At 71.8% G+C, this 20,545-nt stretch carries 21 protein-coding genes and 1 riboswitch; of the genes, 10 read left to right on the forward strand and 11 right to left on the reverse strand.

Annotation, left to right across the window (positions count from 1 at the left end):
• Positions 1-118: 118 nt before the first annotated feature.
• Positions 119-1,000: a patatin family protein gene (locus VB059_RS01190; protein WP_323420242.1), complete on the forward strand. Its 882-nt coding sequence runs from the start codon at positions 119-121 to the stop codon at positions 998-1,000.
• Positions 1,001-1,129: 129 nt separating this feature from the next.
• Here the strand turns inward: VB059_RS01190 and VB059_RS01195 are convergent, their stop codons facing one another.
• From VB059_RS01195 to VB059_RS01205, 3 genes are all read right to left on the reverse strand, one after another.
• Positions 1,130-1,534 carry a VOC family protein gene (locus VB059_RS01195; RefSeq protein ID WP_323420192.1) on the reverse strand — a complete coding sequence of 135 codons (405 nt, stop codon included), beginning with the start codon at positions 1,532-1,534 and terminating at the stop codon, positions 1,130-1,132.
• Positions 1,535-1,810: 276 nt separating this feature from the next.
• On the reverse strand, positions 1,811-2,503 hold the full coding sequence (locus VB059_RS01200) for an SDR family oxidoreductase (RefSeq protein ID WP_323420193.1): 693 nt from the start codon (positions 2,501-2,503) through the stop codon (positions 1,811-1,813).
• 138 nt (positions 2,504-2,641) lie between these two features.
• Positions 2,642-3,787 (reverse strand): hypothetical protein, encoded by a 1,146-nt coding sequence (locus VB059_RS01205; RefSeq protein WP_323420194.1) that lies wholly within the window; start codon positions 3,785-3,787, stop codon positions 2,642-2,644.
• Between the two features lie 169 nt (positions 3,788-3,956).
• Between VB059_RS01205 and VB059_RS01210 the strand changes: the two genes are divergently transcribed.
• Positions 3,957-4,406, forward strand: a complete 450-nt coding sequence (locus VB059_RS01210) for a hypothetical protein (protein WP_323420195.1) — start codon at positions 3,957-3,959, stop codon at positions 4,404-4,406.
• On the forward strand, positions 4,403-5,746 hold the full coding sequence (locus VB059_RS01215) for a cation:proton antiporter (RefSeq protein ID WP_323420196.1): 1,344 nt from the start codon (positions 4,403-4,405) through the stop codon (positions 5,744-5,746). Before VB059_RS01210 ends, VB059_RS01215 begins: the two co-directional genes overlap by 4 nt.
• Before the next feature lie 22 nt (positions 5,747-5,768).
• Here the strand turns inward: VB059_RS01215 and VB059_RS01220 are convergent, their stop codons facing one another.
• Together VB059_RS01220 and VB059_RS01225 are read right to left on the reverse strand one after the other, a co-directional pair.
• The gene (locus tag VB059_RS01220; protein WP_323420197.1) at positions 5,769-6,113 is read right to left on the reverse strand and encodes a multidrug efflux SMR transporter; all 345 of its coding nucleotides are present in this window, start codon (positions 6,111-6,113) and stop codon (positions 5,769-5,771) included.
• A 1-nt stretch (position 6,114) separates the two neighbouring features.
• A complete protein-coding gene (locus VB059_RS01225; RefSeq protein WP_323420198.1) occupies positions 6,115-6,429 on the reverse strand; it encodes a multidrug efflux SMR transporter in 315 nt (104 codons plus the stop codon).
• Between the two features lie 10 nt (positions 6,430-6,439).
• Positions 6,440-6,504: riboswitch (guanidine-III (ykkC-III) riboswitch) on the reverse strand.
• Between the two features lie 299 nt (positions 6,505-6,803).
• Between VB059_RS01225 and dnaK the strand changes: the two genes are divergently transcribed.
• The 4 genes from dnaK to VB059_RS01245 all read left to right on the forward strand — a co-directional run bounded on the left by dnaK (position 6,804) and on the right by VB059_RS01245 (position 11,238).
• Complete coding sequence (dnaK, locus tag VB059_RS01230) at positions 6,804-8,666, forward strand: molecular chaperone DnaK (protein ID WP_323420199.1); 1,863 nt, start codon at positions 6,804-6,806, stop codon at positions 8,664-8,666.
• Entirely contained in the window at positions 8,663-9,382 is a 720-nt protein-coding gene (grpE, locus tag VB059_RS01235; RefSeq protein ID WP_323420200.1) for a nucleotide exchange factor GrpE, read from the forward strand. Before dnaK ends, grpE begins: the two co-directional genes overlap by 4 nt.
• A 267-nt stretch (positions 9,383-9,649) precedes the next feature.
• Positions 9,650-10,804 carry a molecular chaperone DnaJ gene (gene dnaJ / locus VB059_RS01240; RefSeq protein ID WP_323420201.1) on the forward strand — a complete coding sequence of 385 codons (1,155 nt, stop codon included), beginning with the start codon at positions 9,650-9,652 and terminating at the stop codon, positions 10,802-10,804.
• A complete protein-coding gene (locus tag VB059_RS01245; RefSeq protein WP_323420202.1) occupies positions 10,804-11,238 on the forward strand; it encodes a heat shock protein transcriptional repressor HspR in 435 nt (144 codons plus the stop codon). The genes dnaJ and VB059_RS01245 overlap by 1 nt, the downstream gene beginning before the upstream one ends.
• A gap of 50 nt (positions 11,239-11,288) precedes the next feature.
• On the opposite strand, the gene VB059_RS01250 is transcribed toward VB059_RS01245, so the two are convergent.
• The 3 genes from VB059_RS01250 to VB059_RS01260 form a co-directional block, all read right to left on the reverse strand.
• Positions 11,289-12,581, reverse strand: a complete 1,293-nt coding sequence (locus VB059_RS01250; RefSeq protein WP_323420203.1) for a flavin monoamine oxidase family protein — start codon at positions 12,579-12,581, stop codon at positions 11,289-11,291.
• 242 nt (positions 12,582-12,823) lie between these two features.
• A complete protein-coding gene (locus tag VB059_RS01255; protein ID WP_323420204.1) occupies positions 12,824-13,252 on the reverse strand; it encodes a VOC family protein in 429 nt (142 codons plus the stop codon).
• 146 nt (positions 13,253-13,398) lie between these two features.
• Positions 13,399-15,270: a penicillin-binding transpeptidase domain-containing protein gene (locus tag VB059_RS01260; RefSeq protein WP_323420205.1), complete on the reverse strand. Its 1,872-nt coding sequence runs from the start codon at positions 15,268-15,270 to the stop codon at positions 13,399-13,401.
• A gap of 120 nt (positions 15,271-15,390) precedes the next feature.
• Between VB059_RS01260 and VB059_RS01265 the strand changes: the two genes are divergently transcribed.
• Positions 15,391-15,813 carry a VOC family protein gene (locus tag VB059_RS01265; RefSeq protein ID WP_323420206.1) on the forward strand — a complete coding sequence of 141 codons (423 nt, stop codon included), beginning with the start codon at positions 15,391-15,393 and terminating at the stop codon, positions 15,811-15,813.
• 112 nt (positions 15,814-15,925) lie between these two features.
• On the opposite strand, the gene VB059_RS01270 is transcribed toward VB059_RS01265, so the two are convergent.
• Both VB059_RS01270 and VB059_RS01275 read right to left on the reverse strand, forming a co-directional pair.
• Positions 15,926-17,626: a HAMP domain-containing sensor histidine kinase gene (locus tag VB059_RS01270; protein ID WP_323420207.1), complete on the reverse strand. Its 1,701-nt coding sequence runs from the start codon at positions 17,624-17,626 to the stop codon at positions 15,926-15,928.
• Positions 17,626-18,375 carry a response regulator transcription factor gene (locus VB059_RS01275; RefSeq protein WP_323420208.1) on the reverse strand — a complete coding sequence of 250 codons (750 nt, stop codon included), beginning with the start codon at positions 18,373-18,375 and terminating at the stop codon, positions 17,626-17,628. Before VB059_RS01275 ends, VB059_RS01270 begins: the two co-directional genes overlap by 1 nt.
• A gap of 350 nt (positions 18,376-18,725) precedes the next feature.
• Between VB059_RS01275 and VB059_RS01280 the strand changes: the two genes are divergently transcribed.
• Positions 18,726-18,863 carry a hypothetical protein gene (locus VB059_RS01280; RefSeq protein ID WP_323420209.1) on the forward strand — a complete coding sequence of 46 codons (138 nt, stop codon included), beginning with the start codon at positions 18,726-18,728 and terminating at the stop codon, positions 18,861-18,863.
• Between the two features lie 5 nt (positions 18,864-18,868).
• A complete protein-coding gene (locus VB059_RS01285; RefSeq protein WP_323420210.1) occupies positions 18,869-19,939 on the forward strand; it encodes a winged helix DNA-binding domain-containing protein in 1,071 nt (356 codons plus the stop codon).
• 218 nt (positions 19,940-20,157) lie between these two features.
• Here VB059_RS01285 and VB059_RS01290 read toward each other — a convergent pair whose 3' ends face one another.
• The gene (locus VB059_RS01290) at positions 20,158-20,448 is read right to left on the reverse strand and encodes a hypothetical protein (RefSeq protein ID WP_323420211.1); all 291 of its coding nucleotides are present in this window, start codon (positions 20,446-20,448) and stop codon (positions 20,158-20,160) included.
• Positions 20,449-20,545 lie beyond the last annotated feature (97 nt).

A 20,545-nucleotide genomic window follows, 5' to 3' on the forward strand; every position in this document is an offset into this window, starting at 1 on the left:
ACGCCGCCGCTGGTGGCACGTCGGATCCCGGCGGCCGGGTGCGCGCCATGCCCCGGATTACCCTGGGGTCGGATCCGGCCGGGCGGCGGGACGGGGAGGGTGGACGATGACCGAGACGATGACGAGCACTGTCACCGACACCGCGTTGATCTTCGAGGGTGGCGGCATGCGGGCCAGCTTCACCTCGGCGGCGGTGGTCGAGCTGCTGGCGGCGGGCATCCACGTCGACTGGGTCGGGGGCATCTCGGCCGGCGCCTCGAACACGGTGAACTACCTGACCCGGGACGCCGTACGTGCCCGGACGTCCTTCGTCGAGTTCGCCGCGGATCCGCAGATGGGCAACGTCGGCACCTGGCTGCGCGGCAAGGGGCTGTTCAACGCCCGGTACATCTACGAGGACAGCTGCTACCCGGGCCGGGCGCTGCCCTTCGATTTCGCCACCTACCGCGCCAACCCGGCGCGGATGGCGATCGGCTCGTTCCGGATGAGCGACGGCGAGATGGTCTACTGGGGCAAGGACGACACCCCTGACCTGCCCTCGTTGATGCGCCGTGTCCGGGCCAGCTCGACGATGCCGGTGCTGATGCCTCCGGTCACCATCGACGGAGTCGACTACCTCGACGGTGCGCTGGGCCCGACCGGCGGCTTCGCCCTCGACGCCGCCCGCGCCGCCGGCTACCGGAAGTTCCTCGTCGTGCTGACCCGGCCACGGTCGTACGTGAAGCCCCAGCTGAAGAACGAACGGCTCTTCGGCCGCTGGTTCCGGCGGACCCCGGCCGTCGTCGATGCGTTGATCCGGCGGCCCGCCCACTACAACAGCACGCGCGAGGAGCTGTTCGAGCTCGAGCGGGAGGGCCGGGCGATGCTCTTCGTCCCGGAGACCATGCCGGTCACCAACGGGGAGCGCAACGTGGCCAAGCTGCGTGCGGCCCACGAGCAGGGGCTCGCCCAGGTGCGACGGGAACTGCCGGCCTGGCAGGAGTTCCTCGGCCTGGCCTGACGTCGACCGGCCAGGATCCTCAGGCCGCGGGGGTCCCGGTCTGCCGGGGCTCAGGCTGCGGGGGTCCGGTCCGCTGGGGTCCCGGTCTGCCGGAGCCCCATGCTTCGGGCGGACCGTCTGCCCGCAGGCTCAGGCCGCGTTCGGATCGGGCTGGTGCAGTCCGAAGATGTTGCCCTCGGTGTCCTTGAAGTAGCCCTGCCAGGCCATGCCGGTGAGCGCGGTCTTCGGTGTGAGGGCCTCGCCGCCGTGCGCCAGGATCCGCTCGGCGTAGAGGTCGTAGTCCTCGCAGACCATCGTCACGACATACGCGTTGACCGGCTGATCGTTCTCCGGGGCGCCGCCCCGGCGCGGCAGCAGCCCGCCGTCGATGCCGGCCGTGCCCGGTTCCCCGGTGGTGATCCCCCAGTAGATGCTGTCGGTCGTGCTCGACCAGTCGACGAAGGCCCAGCCGAAGACCTCGGTGTAGAAGGCCCTCGCCCGGTCGACGTCGTCGGCCTGGATCTCGAAGTGCATGGGGCGGACAGGACTGGCCATGGTGACTCCTGCGGTGAGTCGGGTCCGAGGGGGCGTCTCGAGGGCAGGGGCGTACCCGGGGTGGGTGTGCCCGTGCTGCGGGCGGACCGCCCGTCGGACCCGGTCCGGCGGCCCTCCCGCGGACACCAGCCTGCCGCACGCCGGGGCCGACGCGCCAGAGCCTTGGGCCCGTACGCCCGGGGGCAGTGCGGTCGTCCCCGGCTCCGGCCGAGGTCGGCCCCAACCAGGTCAGCTCCGGCCAAGGCCGGCCCTGGACCGGGTCGGCCCCGGGCCGGGTCAGTTCTGGAGGCGCCGGGTGACGGGCCGGATGGCGATCTCCTCGACCGTCGCCTCCGGGGATGCGTCCACGGCCGTACGGACGACCGCGGCGACGGAGTCGACCCGCAGGTGATCCTCGGGGTGGTAGTCCCGGCCGGCCTCCGCCTGGAGGTGGCGCTGCATGTCGGTGTCGACCCGGCCGGGGTAGATCGTCGTCACCCGGACACGTCCGCGCTCGTCCTCGCGCAGTCCGTCGGCGAGCGCCCGCCGGGCGAACTTGGACGCCGAGTACGCAGGGGAGCCGGTCACCCGGCGGCCCGCTCCGGAGTTGATCATGATCACCATGCCGCCGGCGGCGCGCAACGCGGGGAGCAGCAGGCGGGTGAGATCGGCGACGGCGATGACGTTGAGCTCCATCACGTCGCGCCAGTCCGTACGGGTCAGGTCCTCCAGCTGCCGCGGCGCGTCGCGGCCGGCCGAGTGCACCAGGACGTCGAGCCGGTCGATCCCGCTGACCGCCGCGGCGGTGGAGGCCGCGTCGGTGAGGTCGGCCACGAACGGTTCCGCGGAGGGCAGCGCGGCGACCACCGGCGCGACCGCCTCGGCGGAGCGGCCGCCGATCAGCAGATGGTGGGTGTCGGCGAGCACGTCCGCGATGCCGCGGCCGATGCCTCGGCTGGCGCCGGTGATGAGGGCTACTGGGCGATCCATGCCGGGAACGCTACCTGTCGGCGGTGACGTCGGCACGCCGCGATGGAGGAGGATTCCTCGGAGCGGTCCGCGGCGTGCCGCAGACCGTCGTGCAGACCATCGTCGTGCCGACGCTCACCGTGCCGTGGGCCGGCCGGGTCAGCCGCCGTACGGGTAGCCCCGTCCCTGCGGGCCGCCCTCGCCGCCCGGACCATCCTGGCCGCCCGGGTACGGACCGCCCGGGTAGGGACCACCGGGGTGCGGACCACCCGGGTAGGGACCACCGGGGTAGGGACCACCCGGCTGCCCGGGGCCCGCGTAGCCGGGGCCCCACTCCTGCGGGCTCGCAGGAACGGCCTCGAGACCCAGCCGGCGGCGCTGGTCGATGTAGAGCACCGTCGTGAAGAGCACCAGGAACGGCCCGCTCAGCAGGGCGATCACTTCGCTGCCCACGGTGCTGATCAGGAAGAACGGTGCCAGGGAGGCGAGCTGGGCCAGCATGGCGCTCACGCTGTCGACCTCCTGCAGGCTCTGCATCCGCGGCAGCAGCATTCCCTGGCTGATGCCCGAGATGGCGCCGGCGGCGATGCCGACGAGGATGTTCGCCACCAGGAGGTAGCCGAAGATCCGCCAGAACGAGCCACGGCTGATGCGCCAGGAGCGACCCAGCGCGGCGATCGGGCCGTCGCCGTCGATCGCCAGCGTCTGCAGGACGAAGGCCCAGCGGATCTGCAGGAAGATGGCCACGACGATCAGAGCGATCGTCAGCACGACGACCAGGGCGCCCAGCCCCGAACTGCCGGTGTCGACGATCGCCGTCGCCAGTCCGAAGAACACCGCGGCGATGACGAGGATCGCCACCGTCAGCAGCAGCACCAGCAGCACCGCCCGGCCGGCCAGGCCACGCGTACGCCGCCACAGATCACCGACCGTGGAGGTGCGGCCGTCCTCGATGTCCCGGCCGGCGAGCGCGATCATGCCCTGGCACTTGACCTTCACCAGCGCGCTGATGACGGAGATCGCGAGCAGCAGCACGATGCCGCCGACGAGCAACCCGATCGTGGTGGAGTCGAACGACGGCACACCGTCCGGCATGGAGCCGGCCAGCACACGGATGACCGCGCCCACGATGAAGGCGATCGCGATGGCGGCGGTCACCAGCGAGACCAGGGTCGGGATCAGGGCGATGACGATCAGTTGGCCGAAGCGCCGCCCGTAGAACCGGAAGGCGGCGGTCAGCACGTCCCCCAGCGAGAGGGGGTGGGGAGGCAGACCCGAAGACGCAGGGAAGGCAGGGGTGGACATGCCCCTGAGCGTACGACGTCCGGGGCCGCCGTCGGGGGGAACCCCACCCGCAGCGGACAGCGGACGGATCCGGCCGCCACGGGCCCCGTACGCTTCCGTTCGTCTGCCGGGTGGGCCACTCTGGAAGGGATCGTCCCCACAGGGGGAACGCCCCGGAGGAGGGACCAGCGTGGCGAAGTCGGATGCTTCGAAGAAGCAGGCGGAGGAGGGCGGGAAGGTCGCCGGGGACGGCGGCGGGCGTCCGGTGCGGTGGATCCTCGAGCCGGAGGAGCACGACTACCCGGCCGCCGAGTCGTACCTGTCCCTACTGACCGATCCGGATGTGGCGCGGCTGACCGTCGCCGCGATGCGGGAGGCGCAACCGGCCCACTTCAAGGCCAAGGACATCCTGCGGGCGGCCCGGCTGGAGCTGCTGTCCGACGTCAACCCGCACGTGGCGTCCGACCTGCGCAAGATCGCCGAGGGCAAGCCGCTCTCCCCGGTGCTGATGGTGCGCGGCGACCTGCCCGCCGGGCGCCCGGCCCAGATCGCCGACGGCTACCACCGGGTGTGCGCCAGCTACTGGACGGACGAGAACACCGACATCCCGGTCCGCATCGTCGATCCCGCCCGACCATGAGTTTCGGCGTCCTGGCCCTGCTGTGCCTGGTGGCGCTGGCCGGGCCGGTGTTGTCCCTCACCCGGGCCTCGCACCTGCCGGTCGTCGTCGGCGAGCTCGGTGTCGGGCTGCTGCTCGGTGCCACCGGCCTGCGGGTGCTGCACCCCGCCGACCACACCTTCTCCTTCCTCGCCGAGATCGGCTTCGGCCTGGTGATGTTCGTGGCCGGCTCGCACGTGCCGGTCCGGGACCCGGCGCTGCGCACCGGCCTGCGGGTCGGCGTGCTGCGAGCCCTGCTGATCGGGGCGCTCGCCGCTCTCCTGGGCACCGGGCTGGCGATGGCGTTCGGCACCGGCCACGCTGCCCTGTACGGCGTCCTGTTGGCGTCGTCGTCGGCCTCGATGGTGATGCCCGCGCTCAACGGGGTGCCGCTCGATGGCCGTGCCATGGTGCAGATGCTGCCGCAGGTGGCGCTCGCCGATGCGGCCTGCATCGTGCTCCTGCCACTGGTCATCGATCCCACCCATGTGATGCGGGCGGGGATCGGGGCGCTGGCCGTGCTCGCCGCGGCCGCGGTGATCCTCATCTTCCTCCGCTGGCTGGAACGGTCCGGGCGCCGCAAGGCGATCCATGACCTCTCCCAGGAGCACAGCCTGGCGATCGAGCTGCGGATGGCGCTCACCCTGCTCTTCGCCCTGGCCGCGCTCGCTGCCAGCATGCATGTCTCGATCATGCTGGCCGGCTTCGCCCTGGGCCTGGCGTACGCGGCGATCGGCCAACCGCGGCGGCTGTCGCACCAGGTCTTCGCCATCACCGAGGGGCTGTTCTCGCCGATCTTCTTCGTCTGGCTGGGCGCCTCGCTGGACCTGCGCCAGCTCGGCTCCCACCCGGCGGCCATCGGGCTGGGACTGGCCCTCGGGGTGGGGGCGTTGGTCGTCCACGGCGCGATGGCACTGACCGGCCAGCCACTGCCCGTGGCCGTGATGACCGCTGCCCAGATGGGCGTGCCGGTCGCCGCCGCCACCCTCGGCACGAACCTCGGGGTGCTCGCGCCGGGGGAGGACTCGGCGCTGCTGCTCGGCGCCATGGTCACCGTGGTCGCCGTCGCGGTGCTGGCCGGGCCGGTGGGGCGCATCGCCACGGCAGGCTCGCCCGACACCGGCTCCACCGGGCAGGGCTCCAACGGGAAAAGGAGCAACGGCAAGGGTGCCAAGGGAAAAGGGGCCGACGGGCAGGGTGCCAACGGGAACGGGCCCAGTGGGAAGGGCTCCAACGACAAGGGCTCCAACGGCAAGGGCGCCGACAGGAAGGGCCCGCAGGATCAGGGCTTCGACGGGAACGGGGCGTCTGCGACGACGTAGCGCCGCGACACGTTCGGGGCCGTCAGTCGCCCGGTGTCGTCCCCGACGGGGTGCCCGGCACCAGCTTCAGGCCGACCACGGCCGCGACGATGCCGCCGAGGAAGACCAGCCGGGCGGGGGAGACCGCCTCGGCGCCGGTCACCATGGCCCAACCGACGGTCAGTGCGGCTCCGACCCCGACCCAGACGGCGTACGCGGTGCCGATCGGGATGTGGCGGGTCGCCCGGGCGAGACCGAGCATGCTGGCGGTCAGGGCCACCAGGAAGACGAGGGTCGGGAGCGGGCGGGAAAGACCGTCGGAGCGGCCGAGGGCGGTCGCCCAGACGGCCTCGAACGCGGCACTTGCCAGCAGGATGATCCACGGCACGTCAGCTGACCGCCTTCAGACCGACGATCGAGCCGATCAGCACGACCAGCAGCAGGCTGCGGGTGACGGTGGGGCGTTCGGTCCCCCGGACCATCCCGAGCAGCACGGTCAGCGTGGCACCGATCCCGACCCACACCGCGTAGGCGGTCCCCGTCGGGATGTTGGTCATGGCGCGGGCGAGACCGGCCATGCTGAGGACGAGGGCGACGACGAAGGTGACGGTGGGCAGCGGGCGCCGCAGTCCGCGCGAGGCGCCCAGGGCTGTCGCCCAGACCGCCTCCAGCATGCCGGCGCCGACGAGGATGAACCATGACATGGGTGACCTGTCCGAGTCAGTCTTGTCAGCTGCGGGTACTGCTCCCTCGTCCGCGGCCCGGGTCGGGGGCCCTGTCGGAGCATAGCAAGGGCCCTCGGCCCGCAGCTTCAGGGAAATCCCCCATGGTGGGAATAACTCCGACCGATGCATAGTTGAGCGGATGTGACTCAAGCTCCGACTTGAGCGGACTCGACTCAATCATCACCCGATGGAGTCGAGTAGGCTCAGGCAAGGGTTGAGCCGAGTAGACTCAACCCAGCAGCAGTTCCCTGGTCCGCGTGGACCGGCGCCACCGGCACCGGGCACCGGCACCACTCGGGCTACACCACGCAGGTCACACACCATCAGGTCAAAACACCATGGAGGTACATCACATGGCTCGTGCAGTAGGTATCGACCTCGGCACCACCAACTCTGTCGTCGCTGTCCTCGAGGGCGGCGAGCCGACGGTCATCCCGAACGCCGAGGGTGCCCGTACGACCCCGTCCGTCGTCGCCTTCTCCAAGAGCGGCGAGGTCCTGGTCGGCGAGGTCGCCAAGCGTCAGGCGGTGACCAACGTCGACCGTACGATCCGCTCGGTGAAGCGCCACATGGGCACCACCTGGACGACCCGGATCGACGACAAGACCTACAAGCCGCAGCAGATCTCCGCGTTCGTGCTGCAGAAGCTGAAGCGCGACGCCGAGGCGTACCTCGGTGAGACCGTCACCAACGCGGTGATCACCGTCCCCGCCTACTTCTCCGACGCCGAGCGCCAGGCGACCAAGGAGGCCGGTGAGATCGCCGGTCTGACCGTCGACCGGATCATCAACGAGCCGACCGCGGCCGCTCTGGCGTACGGCCTGGACAAGGCCGACCAGGAGCAGACCGTGCTGGTCTTCGACCTCGGTGGTGGCACCTTCGACGTCTCGCTGCTGGACATCTCCGACGGCGTGTTCGAGGTCAAGGCCACCAAGGGCGACAACCGCCTGGGTGGCGACGACTGGGACACCCGGGTCGTCGAGTGGATGATCAAGCAGTTCAAGAACAAGAACGGCGTCGACCTCGGTCAGGACAAGATCGCCCGCCAGCGCCTCCAGGAGGCCGCGGAGAAGGCGAAGATCGAGCTGTCCGCCGCGTCGGAGACCTCGATCAACCTGCCGTACATCACCCTGGGCGAGTCCGGGCCGCTGCACCTCGAGGAGAAGCTGTCCCGCGCCGAGTTCCAGAAGATGACCCTGGACCTGCTCGACCGCTGCCGCGCCCCGTTCAACTCGGTGCTGCAGGACGCGAGCATCCCGGTCTCGAAGATCGACCAGGTGATCCTGGTCGGTGGTTCGACCCGGATGCCCGCCGTCGTCGACCTGGTCAAGGAGCTGACCGGCGGCAAGGAGCCGAACAAGTCGGTCAACCCCGACGAGGTCGTCGCCCTGGGCGCCTCCCTGCAGGCCGGTGTGCTGAAGGGTGAGGTCAAGGACGTCCTGCTGCTCGACGTGACCCCGCTGTCGCTGGGCATCGAGACCAAGGGTGGCGTGATGACCAAGATCATCGAGCGCAACACCACCATCCCGACCAAGCGCTCCGAGGTGTTCACCACCGCCGAGGACAACCAGCCGTCGGTGATGATCCAGGTCTACCAGGGCGAGCGCGAGTTCGCCCGGGACAACAAGTCGCTCGGCAACTTCGAGCTGACCGGCCTGATGCCCGCGCCGCGCGGCGTGCCGCAGGTCGAGGTCACCTTCGACATCGACGCCAACGGCATCGTCCACGTCAACGCCAAGGACATGGCCACCGGCAAGGAACAGTCGATGACCGTCACCGGCGGCTCCGCGCTCGGCAAGGACGAGATCAACAACATGGTCAAGGAGGCCGAGGCGCACGCGGAGGAGGATCGCAAGCGTCGCGAGGCGGTCGACACCCGCAACGAGGCCGAGGCGCTGGTCTTCCGCACCGAGAAGCTGCTGAAGGACAACGCCGACAAGATCGGTGAGGACACCAGGACCCCGGTCGAGGAGTCGATCAAGGAGCTGAAGACCGCGCTCGAGGGCGAGGACGTCGAGGCGATCAAGGCCGGCATGGAGAAGCTCAACACCACCTCCGCCGCGATGGGCCAGGCGATGTACGCCGCCGCCCAGGCGCAGTCCGCGCAGGAGCAGCAGGCCGCGTCCGCCGAGAGCGGCGCTGGCTCGGCCCAGGACGACGACGTGGTCGACGCCGAGATCGTCGATGACGAGAACGACAAGGGTGACAAGAAGTGACCGATCCCGAGAACGTGAACGGCGAGGAGGAGCGGCCGGAGGGCCTGCACATCTCCGACAAGCGCCGTTTCGATCCCGAGACGTACGAACGCCGGGTCCCGGGGACGCCGACGGCCGATCAGGCCGCGGCGGGCCCCGGGCCGTCCGGTGACACCGGTGCGGAGCCGGCCGACCGGGCGGAGCCGACCGGGCAGGTCGAGGACGCCGACGAGACCGAGGAGGGCGAGGTGCCCGGAGAGTTCGTCGTGCCCGACGACGTCAGCGAGCTGGTGGAGGATGCCCGGGTGGTGGAGCTGGAGAGCCAGGTGCGGGAGCGCACCGAGGACCTGCAGCGGCTGCAGGCCGAGTACGTCAACTACAAGCGTCGTGTCGACCGGGACCGCGATGTGGCCCGCCAGACCGGGATCGAGTCGGTGATGAACGACCTGCTGGCCGTCCTCGACGACCTGCGGTCGGCTCGCTCCCACGAGGACCTGACCGGCGGTTTCAAGGCCGTCGCCGAGGAGATCGAGAAGGTCGCGGCGAAGCACGGTCTCGAGGCGTACGGCGTCGAGGGCGAGGCCTTCGACCCGCAGATCCACGAGGCGCTGATGCATCAGCCCGCCCCCGAGGGCACCGAGGTCGACGGTCCGACCGTCGTCGCAGTGCTGCAGCCCGGCTACCGCATCGGCGAGCGCATCCTGCGTCCCGCCCGGGTGGCCGTCACCGGGGCCTGAGACCGGCCCCACGAGGGAGGACGACGATCGGCGGTCCGGGTCCGGAGTGTTCAGCCCGGACCGCCGATCCGCCCCCCGGGACCATCACCCCGGAAGGCTTCCTGAACACACCCCATGAACACACACTCCAGGAACACCTGATCCTGCGAGCATGCGAGCAGCAGTGAGGACGAGCATGCGAGCAGACGAGTACGCGAGCAGCAGACGAGTACGCGCGCAGTACGCGAGCACGGTGAACCCAGCAACCACGGATGAGAGGCCGCGCCGGTGAGCACGAAGGACTGGCTCGAGAAGGACTACTACAAGGTCCTGGGCGTCTCGAAGGACGCCACCCAGGACGACATCAAGAAGGCCTTCCGCAAGCTGGCGCGCGAGAACCACCCCGACGCCAACCCGGGCAACGCCGACAAGGCGGAGCGGTTCAAGGCCGTCTCGGAGGCCAACGACGTCCTGTCGGACCCCAAGAAGCGCAAGGAGTACGACCAGCAGCGCAGCCTGTTCGGGGGCGGCTTCCGGTTCAACCGCGGCCAGGGGCAGGCCACGCCGAACGTCGACGACCTGTTCCGCAACGCCACCTCCGGCGCCGGTGACTTCTCCGACCTGCTCGGTGGCCTGTTCGGTGGGGGCGGTGGCGGCGTCCGCCGGACGACCAGCCGCAGCCCGCGCCGGGGGGCCGATGTCGAGGGCGACGTGACGATCGACTTCGACCAGGCCGTCGAGGGCACCACGGTGTCCATGCAGATGGTCTCCGACGCGCCCTGTGCGGCTTGTTCGGGCACCGGCGCGAGGTCCGGCACCGTGCCGCGGGTCTGCCCGACCTGTCAGGGCTCGGGGATGCGTACGGCCACCTCGGGTGGCGTCTTCCAGGTCACCGAGCCCTGCCAGGACTGCCACGGCCGTGGGCTGATCGTCGACGACCCGTGCCCGGTCTGCGGCGGTTCCGGGCGTGGTCGTTCGACCCACACCATGCAGGTCCGCATCCCGGCCGGGGTCGAGGACGGCCAGCGGATCCGGCTGAAGGGCAAGGGCTCCCAGGGTGAGCACGGCGGCGGCCCCGGTGACCTCTACGTCGACGTCCACGTCACCCCGCACAAGCTCTTCGGCCGCAGCGGCACCAACCTCACCATCACCGTTCCGGTGACCTTCAGCGAGGCCGCGCTGGGTGCCGAGATCGAGGTGCCGACCCTGCACGGGCAGAACGTCCGGCTGCGGATCCCCGCCGGGACGCCGAACGGGCGTACGTTGCGGGTCCGCGGGCGCGGTGTCGTCCGCAAGGACGGCTCCAAGGGTGATCTGCTGGTCACCATCGAGGTGACCGTCCCGGCCCAGCTGACCGACCGGGCCCGTAACGCCCTGCTGATCTACGCCGACGAGGCGGGCGAGACCAACCCGCGCGCCGCGCTGTTCGCCCGGGGGCACTGATGGCCGCCGAGTCGAGCCGGCTCCCGGAACGGATCGACCGGGATGCGCCGGTCTTCGCGATCTCGGTGGCGGCCCGACTCGCCGGCATGCATCCGCAGACGCTGCGGACGTACGACCGGCTGGGACTGGTGTCCCCGCGGCGTACGTCCGGGCGTGGCCGGCGCTACTCGCCGCGCGACGTCGACCGGCTGCGGATGGTCCAGCACCTCAGTCAGGTCGAGGGGATCAACCTCGAGGGCATCCACCGGATCCTGCAGATGCAGGACCTGGTCGAGGATCTGCAGGCCCAGGTGCGCGATCTCGAGGAGCGGCTCCGGCAGGCGCTGGTGGCGCCGGCGGGGTCGCGGTTCTTCACCGCCGACCCGTCCGGTGGCGTCCGGATGGGCTCCTCGGTCGGTCGGCCCCATCCGCCGCGGGCGCTCACCGGTCGCTGACCGGAGGTTACGACGGCCTCGCCGGTCGCCGACCGGGCGACGCGAGGGCCTCACCGGTCGTGTCGCGAAGGCACAGCGCGGCGGTGCCGGGGCTGTGACCGGGGGACGCCGAGGTCGGCCAGGACCGCCTCGGCAGCGCGCTGTCCGGACACCATCGCCCCATGGATCGAGCCGGTCTTGCGATGGTCACCGGCGACGTACACGTCGTCCCAGATCCGCACCTGCTGCCGGTCGGACAGCGGCGGGCGGTGCGTCGGCAGCGCGTTCGGCAGCTCGAAGTGCGCCACCACCTCCCAGTCGTCGGTCGGCACGCCGTAGATCGCGGCCAGATGGCGACGGACGACCCGGGCATCGGCCCGGCCGTCGAAGCGGTCGAGGAGTGTCTTGGCGGCCACCAGGTGGGTGCCCGGCGGAGCGTACGTGGGGGCGAAGCTGGTCACTTCGACCGCGGTCCACACCGGCCCGATCGGGCCCCGCCCGTCGAGCGCGAAGACCGGCAGTGCGAAGGGCGCCTCGGGGGCGCGGAACCACCAGGTGGCGACGCCCTGCATCCGCGGGCGTCGCACCGGCAGCAGCTGGTTCACCGCCTCGGGGCTGACCGCGACGACGGCCTTCCGGGCCCGCAGCGTGTCACTCCATGTCCTGACCTCCACGCCCGGGCCGGTCTCCAGCACGGCGGAGGCGTGCACCTCCAGACGCACCGGTCGCCGCAACTGGGCAGCGAGCAACTCCGGCAGTGCCTGCATGCCGTTCGCCGGCAGCCCGGGGGTCCCGGCGAGGATGCTGTGCAGCACCCATTTCGCGTACGCCGCCGACGTCGTCCCGCTGCTGTCGGCGAGCAATGCGTAGAGCACCGGGAGCAGCAGCTCCTCGCGCAGGGCGCCGCGCACCCGGTACTCGTCCAGGGACGCCTCCAGTGTGGTGTCGTCGTCGGAGTCGAGCACCCGCCCGCCGACCAGGCCGCTGGCCGACCAGCGGGCCAGCGCGGTGAGGTCGGTGGCGGAGATCATCCGGCTGCGGACCATCGAGGGCAGCAGCCGGGGGGCGCGCCGCGGATCACCGAGGAGCTGCGGGCCGTCGGTGCGACGCACCAGCAGCGCGGCCTGCGGATAGCGCATGTCGAGCAGATCGAGGTCGACCCAGCGGTGCACGGCCGGCATCTGCGGGTTCAGCGTCATCAGGCCCCAGTCGCAGGTGAACCCGTCGATCCGCGAGGAGCGGATCCGCCCGCCGACCGTCTGGCCGGCATCGACGGTGAGGACGTCCATCCCGGCGTCCTCCAGGACCCGGGCGCACCGCAGCCCCGCGACGCCGGCACCGATGACGATGACATCGGCATCCATCCCGCTCACCTCCCGGATCGGACCTCCAGGGCCCGGCAACGGGCGCCCGGTACCCCGTCAGGGGTGCTGGACAATTGTGCAGCACCGCCGCCGTCCTGTCGGGTCAACCGGCTCCAGCTTCTCGGTACGAGGCCCGAGCTTTTCGGGTCACCTGGGCTCGAGGTTTCTCGGGTACGACGCCCGAGGCTCTCGGATCGACGAGGCCGAGACTCTCGGATCGACGAGGTCGCGAGTTCCTCGGGTCAACTGAGCTCGAGCTGACCGAACATGTTGAACCGGACCAGGTCCTGGCGGGGATGGTGGACGAACTCCCACAGATGCGCGTCCGGGTCGGCGACGATCGCGGTGTACGCGCCCCAGTCACGATCGGTGGGCGGGCGCACCGAGTAGCCGCCCGCGGCGAGCCACTCCTCGTACGCTGCGCGGACCTGCGCGTCGGTGCGGAAGTGGCTGACCAGGCGCTGCCCGCGGAATCCGGTGCCGCCGGACGACAGTTGGGCGCCGTCGGCGAGGTGCTCCCAGCTGGACAGGGCGAGGATCGGGCCGAGGGTCTGGAACAGGACGACATCGGTCACGCCACGGCGGGCCTGGAATCCGACGGCCTCGTAGAACTGCGTCGACCGCTCGAGGTCCTTCACGCCGAGCGTGACAATCGACAGGCGCGGTTGCATGGGCTCACCGTAACCCGGGTCGCGGCCCGGACGCGGTGGTGACCGGGATCACGACACAGGTCCGGGGGACGGCAGTGGTCGGGTTCACGACACCGGGTCGGCCCGCCGGTGACCCGGACCATGGTCCCGGTCCGGGTCGGGTGGAGTCAGGAGCCGAGGAACGCCCTCACGATCGGTCCCGCGGTCGCGGAGCCGGAGGTGCCGTTCTCGGCGTAGACGGCGACCGCCACCCCGTCGCGGTAGCCGATCATCCAGGCGTGGGTCTTCGGCGGGGTGTCGGTGCCGTACTCGGCGGTGCCGGTCTTGGCGCCGGTGAGGACGCCGCGCATGCTCGACGCCGTCCCGTCGGTCACCACGGACTGCATGATCGAGCGCAGCGCACCCGCCTCCTGGTCGGTGAGTGGGGGCGCGTCGGCGCTCGGGCGGTGCGCCTCGAGCAGGTAGGGCACCACGGTGTGGCCGCTCGCCACCGAGGCGGCCACACCGGCCATCGACATCGGGGACGCCTCGACCAGGCCCTGGCCGATCAGGGCCTCGGCGGCGCCCACGGTGTTCGCCGGGGGCGGCACCGAGCCGTAGAAGGCGGGGAACCCGGTGTCGTGGTCCTTACCGAGCCCGAGGCTGGCGGCCGCGTCGGTCAGCTGCTGCGGGGTGATCCGGTCGCGCTGGCCGATCATCGCGGTGTTGCAGGAGTTCGCCACCGCCGCGCGCAGGGTGGTCCGGCCCAGGCCGGCGGCGGGGAAGTCGGAGTAGTTGGTGAACGTACGCCCGTCGACGGTCACGGTGGGGGAGCAGGTGACGGCGGAGTCGGGGGTGAGGCCGGAGCGCAGCAGCGCCAGCGAGGTGACCACCTTGAAGGTGGACCCGGGGGCCTGGCGGGCGAAGGTGGCGGTCGGGTTGGCCCCGTCGTCGGGCGCGGTGGCGGCGGCGAGGATCGCGCCGGTGCTGGTGTCGACCGCGACCAGGGCGGCGGAGCCCTTGACCGAGGACAGTGCCTGTTCGGCCTTGGTCTGGCGACCTGCGTCGAGGGTCGTCTGCAGGGCGGCGCCGGCGGTCGCGGTGGCGTTGAACACCGCCGGTGGGTCGGCGACCTGACCGGCCGGGGTGTCCCGCGGGACGATGATCACCCGGTCGCCCGGCTTGCCGCGCAGCTGGTCGTCGTAGCGCTCCTGCAGGCCGCCGACACCGACCGGGTCGCCGACCAGGACGGCGCCGCCGGAGGCCTGGGCCCGCTGCGCGTCCGCCGTCCCGACGGTGCCCAGCAGGCCCTGGGCGAAGCTGGCGGTCGGGGCGAGCTGGCGGACCTCGCGGTGCACCCGCGCCCCGGGCGTGCCGAGGAAGTCGGGGGGGACCTGGGCGCGTTCGGCCCGGATGGTCAGCGCCTCGACGAAGGCGATCGCCCCGGCGGCGTGCACCTTGTCGAGGTAGCGCTGGGAGTCGATGCCGAGGGCGGTGGCGATCTTCCGTGCGGAGTCGTCGACCTGGCCGGCGGCGACGGTGGACTTGTCGAGGCCGAGGACGAAGACGTCGCGTTCCTTGACGATCGGCAGTCCGTCGGTGCCGAGGATCTGGCCGCGCTGGGCGGCGGTGCGCCGGTGGACCAGCCGGGTGGTGGCGGTGAGCGCGGGGTGGAGGACGGTGGGCGCCCAGTCGAGCGACCAGCCCTGGCCGCCGCGGGTGTACGTGGCGGTCGTGTCGTAGTGCCAGGTGCCGGCCGGGAAGACCCAGTCGAAGGTGAGCGGGACAGTGGCCTTCTGCCCGTCGACCGTCGCCGTGCCGGGGGTGACCCGCGGCCTGATCCCGTCCATCCCGCTGGTCAGGGCGGTCAGCTCGGCCTCGGCGTCGGCCCCGTTGCCGGTCCGCAGGCCGGCCAGCGAGCCGGACTCCAGGCCCGTCCGGAGCGCGGCCACCTCCCCGTTCAGGCCGACCCGGGCCAGTGGCCCGCAGCCGACGGTGGCGGTGAGCAGGGCGAGCGCGAGGAGGGGCAGGAGCAGTCGCCGGATCGTACGGTGGGTCACCTCGGCAGTCTTCGCCACCGTGGGGGTCACGTCAACGAGGTCCGGTCACCGGGCGACCGGTCGATCACCGGGTGAACCGTACGGTGGCGCCGCTGGCCCGGGAGGAGGCAGCATGAGCCCATGATCACGGCCATGCACCTGCTCATCTATTCCGACGATGCCGCGGCGACCCGGACCTTCCTGCGTGACGTGCTGCTGCTCGAGTCGGTCTCCGTGTCGGCACAGAGCGGGGAGCCGGACGAGGCCTCCGTCGACGACTGGCTGATCTTCGCCGCCGGCCCCTGCGAGGTCGCCGTCCACCCGACCCATGCGGAGGGCGTCGGGGCGACGTACGAGTCGCCGAAGCACCACAGCATCTCGCTGATGTGCGACGACCTGGCGGACACGATGGCCGAGCTGGCGGGGCGTGGCGCCGTCTTCACCGGGGAGGCCCAGGATCTCGGCTGGGGGCTCGCCGTCACGCTCCAGGTGCCCGGTGCCGAGGACATGCTCCTCTACCAGCCCCGGCACGCCACCGCGTACGCCAAGGGTCTGCGGGCCTGACCGACCCCCGGCCCGCCCGACGTCCGGCCCGCCCGGGATCCTGGGTCGGCCGGGATCCTGGGGCGGTCGGGTGGCCCGGACCCTGCGTCGGTCGGGCGGCCGCCCGACCCGGTCACGTCCGGGGACCCGGGCGGGTCGGAGTGCTGGGGGCGCTGGGGGCGCTGGGGGCACCCGGGACGCCGGGGAGCCTCGGGGCCGGTGTGCCGGCGGCCGGGAGCCGGACGGTGAACACGGTGTTGCCGGGCCGGGAGCTGCAGGTGACCGTGCCGTGGTGGGCCTCGACGACGGCCCGGACGATCGCCAGCCCGAGCCCGGTGCTGCCCTCCGTCGACCTGCGGGACGTGTCGGCCCGGGCGAACCGGTCGAACAGGTGCGGCAGGAAGTCGGGGTCGATGCCGGGCCCGTCGTCGGTCACGATCGCCTCGACGGAGCCGTCCCCGCCCCGCCGGACGACGGTGCTCACCGTGCTGCCGGGCGGGGTGTGCTTGCGGGCGTTGGACAGCAGGTTGGCGATCACCTGGGACAGCTGACGGCGGTCGCCGTGCACGGTCATCGCCTCGTCCGGGACGTCGCAGGTGAACACGTGGTCCGGCCCGGCGGCCGTCGCGTCCATCACCGCCTCGACCGCGAGCTCGCTCAGGTCCAGGTCGACGAAGGTGGGCGTACGTCCCTCGTCGAGCCGCGCCAGCATCAGCAGATCCTCCACCAGCCCGGTCATCCGATCAGTCTGTGACTCCACCCGGCCCAGTGACGTACGGCCCTCGGGGCTGAGCTCCTCGGTCAGCCGCAGGATGTCGGTGTAGCCGCGTACGGCCGCCAGCGGGGTGCGCAGCTCGTGCGAGGCGTCCGCGACGAAGGCGCGCAGCTGGCGTTCGGTCCGGGCCCGGGCCCCCAGCGCCTCGTCGACGTTGTCGATCAGCAGGTTGAGCGCGTGGCCGACGTTGCCGACCTCGGTGCCGGGCTGGGCCAGGTCGGTCGGCACCCGGCGGCCGCTCAGATCGACGGTGCCGCTCTCCAGCGGCATCGCGGCGACGTCGGTGGCGACCTTGGAGATCCGGGCCAGCGGACGCAGTGAACGGCTGATCGCGAGGGTGGCGACCAGGCCCGCCAGCAGCAGCGCCGATGCGCCGCCGACCAGTTCGGTGGCGGTCAGGAACGCCACCGGGCCGTCGACCGTCGTCGTCGGCAGACCGGTCACCACCACCTTGACGCCGCCGCTGCTCTGGTCGGCGACGGTGATCGACTGCATCCGGTACTCACCGATGGACAGCCGGACCGTCTGCGGTGCGGGCAGGCGGGGGGTGGTCTCCGCATCGTTGTGGGCGGCGCCGGTGGCGGGGGTGAGCAGCCCGGCGGCGGCGATCGTCTGCACATCGGCGACCCGCAGTGCCGAAGTCGACCCGTCCGGCACCCGGTAGTAGGCCGCCGTGCTGCCGGACGCGTCGCGCACCAGGGTCAGCACCCGGGTCGGCTGACCCGGCGCGTCGATCGGGTTGCGGTCGTGCACGTCGTCGTCATGGTCGGTCGGCCGGGCGTACGACAAGGAGCGCAGCATCGCCTGCTGGACGTCGGAGTCGAGCCGCTGGGAGAGGTTGTGGTGCATCACCGCGACCGTCACCGCGCCGAACGCGGCGAGCACGGCGGCCATGATCACCAGGATCATCGCGACCAACCGCGTCGTCAGCGACAGCCGGCGCCAGCGACCGATGCCCGCCTTCCGAGTGCCCGATCCCTTCCCCGGGGTGGTCAGGGTGGTGGCCGCGGGCAGCGCCGGGTCGGCGTACGGCGGGATGGGACCGGGGGCAGCTGCCATCAGACGGCGGGCTTCAGCACGTAGCCGACGCCCCGGACGGTGTGGATCATCGGCTCGCGGCCGGCGTCGATCTTCTTGCGCAGGTAGGAGATGTAGAGCTCGACGATGTTCGCCTGGCCGGCGAAGTCGTAGTGCCACACGTTGTCGAGGATCTGGCCGCGGCTGAGCACCACCTTCGGGTTCTCCATCAGGTAGCGCAGCAGCTCGAACTGGGTGGCGGTCAGGTCGATGTCGTCGCCGCCGCGGGTGACCTCGCGGGTCTCGACGTTCATCGTCAGGTCACCGACGACCAGCTCCGCGGAGTCCGCGTACGCGGCGCCGGACCGCTCGACCAACCGGTGCAGCCGCAGCAGCACCTCCTCGATGGCGAACGGCTTGGTGACGTAGTCGTCGCCGCCGCGGACCAGACCGGTGATCCGGTCCTCGACGCTGTCCTTGGCGGTGAGGAACAGGCAGGGGATCTCGGGGAAGTGCTGGCGGATCCGGGCGAGCACCTCGTCCCCCTCCAGGCCGGGCAGCATCCAGTCGAGCACCAGCACATCGGGGGCGTACGTCCGGGCCTGCTCGACCGCGTCCAGGCCGTCATGGGAGACCTTGACGTCCCAGTTGCACATCCGCAGGCCCATCGCGACGAGGTCGGCGAGGACCGCCTCGTCGTCCACCACGAGGGCGCGGATCGGGGAGCCGTCCGGGTGACTCAGCTTCGGCAGCGCCTCGGCGAGTGCGGCGAAGTTCCGGTGGGTGCTCATGCCGTCCCCCAGCGATCGTGCCGCGTACGGCGGCGGGTGATGGTTGTCAGTCTAGGTTCCTCCTCGCACCACGGCGGTGAACGGGAGCCGTCCACCATGGCACCCGATGATGGTGTGCCGGGGACGTACGCATCCTGTGCCGGATCTGTGAGGCGCCGGCCCACCGCCTCCCGGGTCGCCCACCGACGCAGTGCGGACGTTCCCGCGGGAACGTCGTCCCTGCCGTCGGACGTCGCGCGCGTTCCCGCGGGGAACGTCCCGGGAGCGTCGCGGCCCGAACGTCGCGGGGGTATCGCGGCCCGAACGCCTCGGCACCCGGACGCTGTCGGGGCGGTGGTTAGGGTGGGGTCATGACCGAGGTCACCGTCACACGCAATGACGACACGGGCCGCTACGAGGCCCGTGTCGGTGGCGAACTCGCCGACTACCTGGACCTGCTCTACAAGGGCCACGGACGCCGGGACCAGGAGCAGGTCGAGCAGGACTGACCCGCATGGAACGCCGCGCCCTGCTGGCCCAGCGGCTGGCCACCCAACGCCTCACGGCCGCTCCGGCCGATCCGGTCGCGGTGGTCGGTGAGGCGCTCGCCGTCCAGTCCCAGGACGCCCCGATGGCCCGCTGGTCGATCGGGATGCGCTCGGGGACGCCCGGGCCGGAGGTCGCCGCGGCGGTCGATCGGGGCCGGATCGTCCGCACCCACGTCCTGCGGCCGACCTGGCACTACGTCCTCCCGGTGGACCTGCGCTGGCTGCTCGCGCTGTCCGCTGCCCGGATCGAACGGTCGATGGGGGCGCGGCACCGCCAGCTGCGGATCACCGAGCCGGTGGTCGAGCGGGCGTTCGAGGTGATCCGGGCGGCGATCACCGAGCAGGGGCCGCTCACCCGCCGCCGACTGCACCCGCTGCTGCCGACGACCGGATTCCCCGAACAGGGCCAGGTCGTCGGCCACCTGCTGATGCTCGCCGAGCTGCGGGAGCTGGTCGTCTCGGGTCCGTCGGCGGGCGACCAGCACACGTACGCCCTGATGGATGACGTGGTGCCGCCCGCGACGCCGCGCCCGCGCGAGGACCTGGTCCGCGAGCTGACCGCGCGGTTCTTCGCCGGTCACGGGCCGGCGAGCATCCGGGAACTCACCCGCTGGGCGGCGGTGACCCAGGCGGAGATCCGCCGCGCGCTCGACGAGCTGGGCCTGGCGTCGGTGACGTTCGACGGGGTGGAGCTGTGGTGGGACCCGGCGGCGGTCCACGAGGAGACCCGGCCGCGGCGGGCGCACCTGCTGCCGACGTTCGACGAGGCCACCCTGACCTACCTGGCGCCGTCGTGGCAGCGGACCGACGGCCATCCGATGGGGGACCGGCCGCCCACGTACGCGCGGGTCGGCGGTGGGGTGGTGATCTGTGACCTCGCCGAGGTCGGCCTGTGGCAGCGCCGGGCCACCGGGGCGACGACGCGGGTCACGCTCGCCCTCAGTCCGGCGGTGTCCGCACCCCAACGGCAGGCGATCATCGCCGAGGCGCAGCGGCTCGCCGACTTCGAGGGCCGCCCGCTGGAACTGGCGGACTGAGCCTGGGCAGCGGGCCCCGGGCGGACGGGCCAGGGAGTGGCTTCCTCGTCGCTAGTGAGTTGGTCTGCCAGCGGGCCCCGGGCGGACAGGCCAGGGACAGCGAGGAGCGACGGCGGATCCCGGACACAGCACACGGACCACGGGAACCGCGGGCCGTGGGGCGGCCCGGGCCACGTGGTCCGTGGGATCGTACGGTCGGGTCAGCGGGTGGATCCGGCTCAGATCGTGTAGTCGGGCTTGGCGTTCTCCCCCTCGCCGGGCGGGGTGTCAGGACCCGGCTGGGTGTCAGGACCGGGCTCGGCGTCAGGGCCGGGCTGCGGGGTGGGGCCGGGCTCGGCGGTGGGGGCCTCGCCCTCCTGCTTCGGCTCGAGCTTCTCGCTGAGGGTCTCGCGGCCCTTCTCGATCGCGTCGTCGATCTGGTCGACGGTCTCCTTGACGACCTTGGCCACCTTGTCCAGCGTCTCGTCCAGGTTGAGCTTCTTCTTGGCCTCGTCGAAGTTGAATCCCATGTCAGTGCTCCCGTGATGGTGCGCCGGGCGGACCGGCTGCGCTTGGTTCCAGGCTAGCCAGCCACGACTCCGGGACGCGGCCCGCTGGCCGGGGATC

Origin of the sequence: Raineyella sp. (assembly GCF_034933565.1) — a bacterium.
GTDB lineage: Bacteria > Actinomycetota > Actinomycetes > Propionibacteriales > Propionibacteriaceae > Raineyella.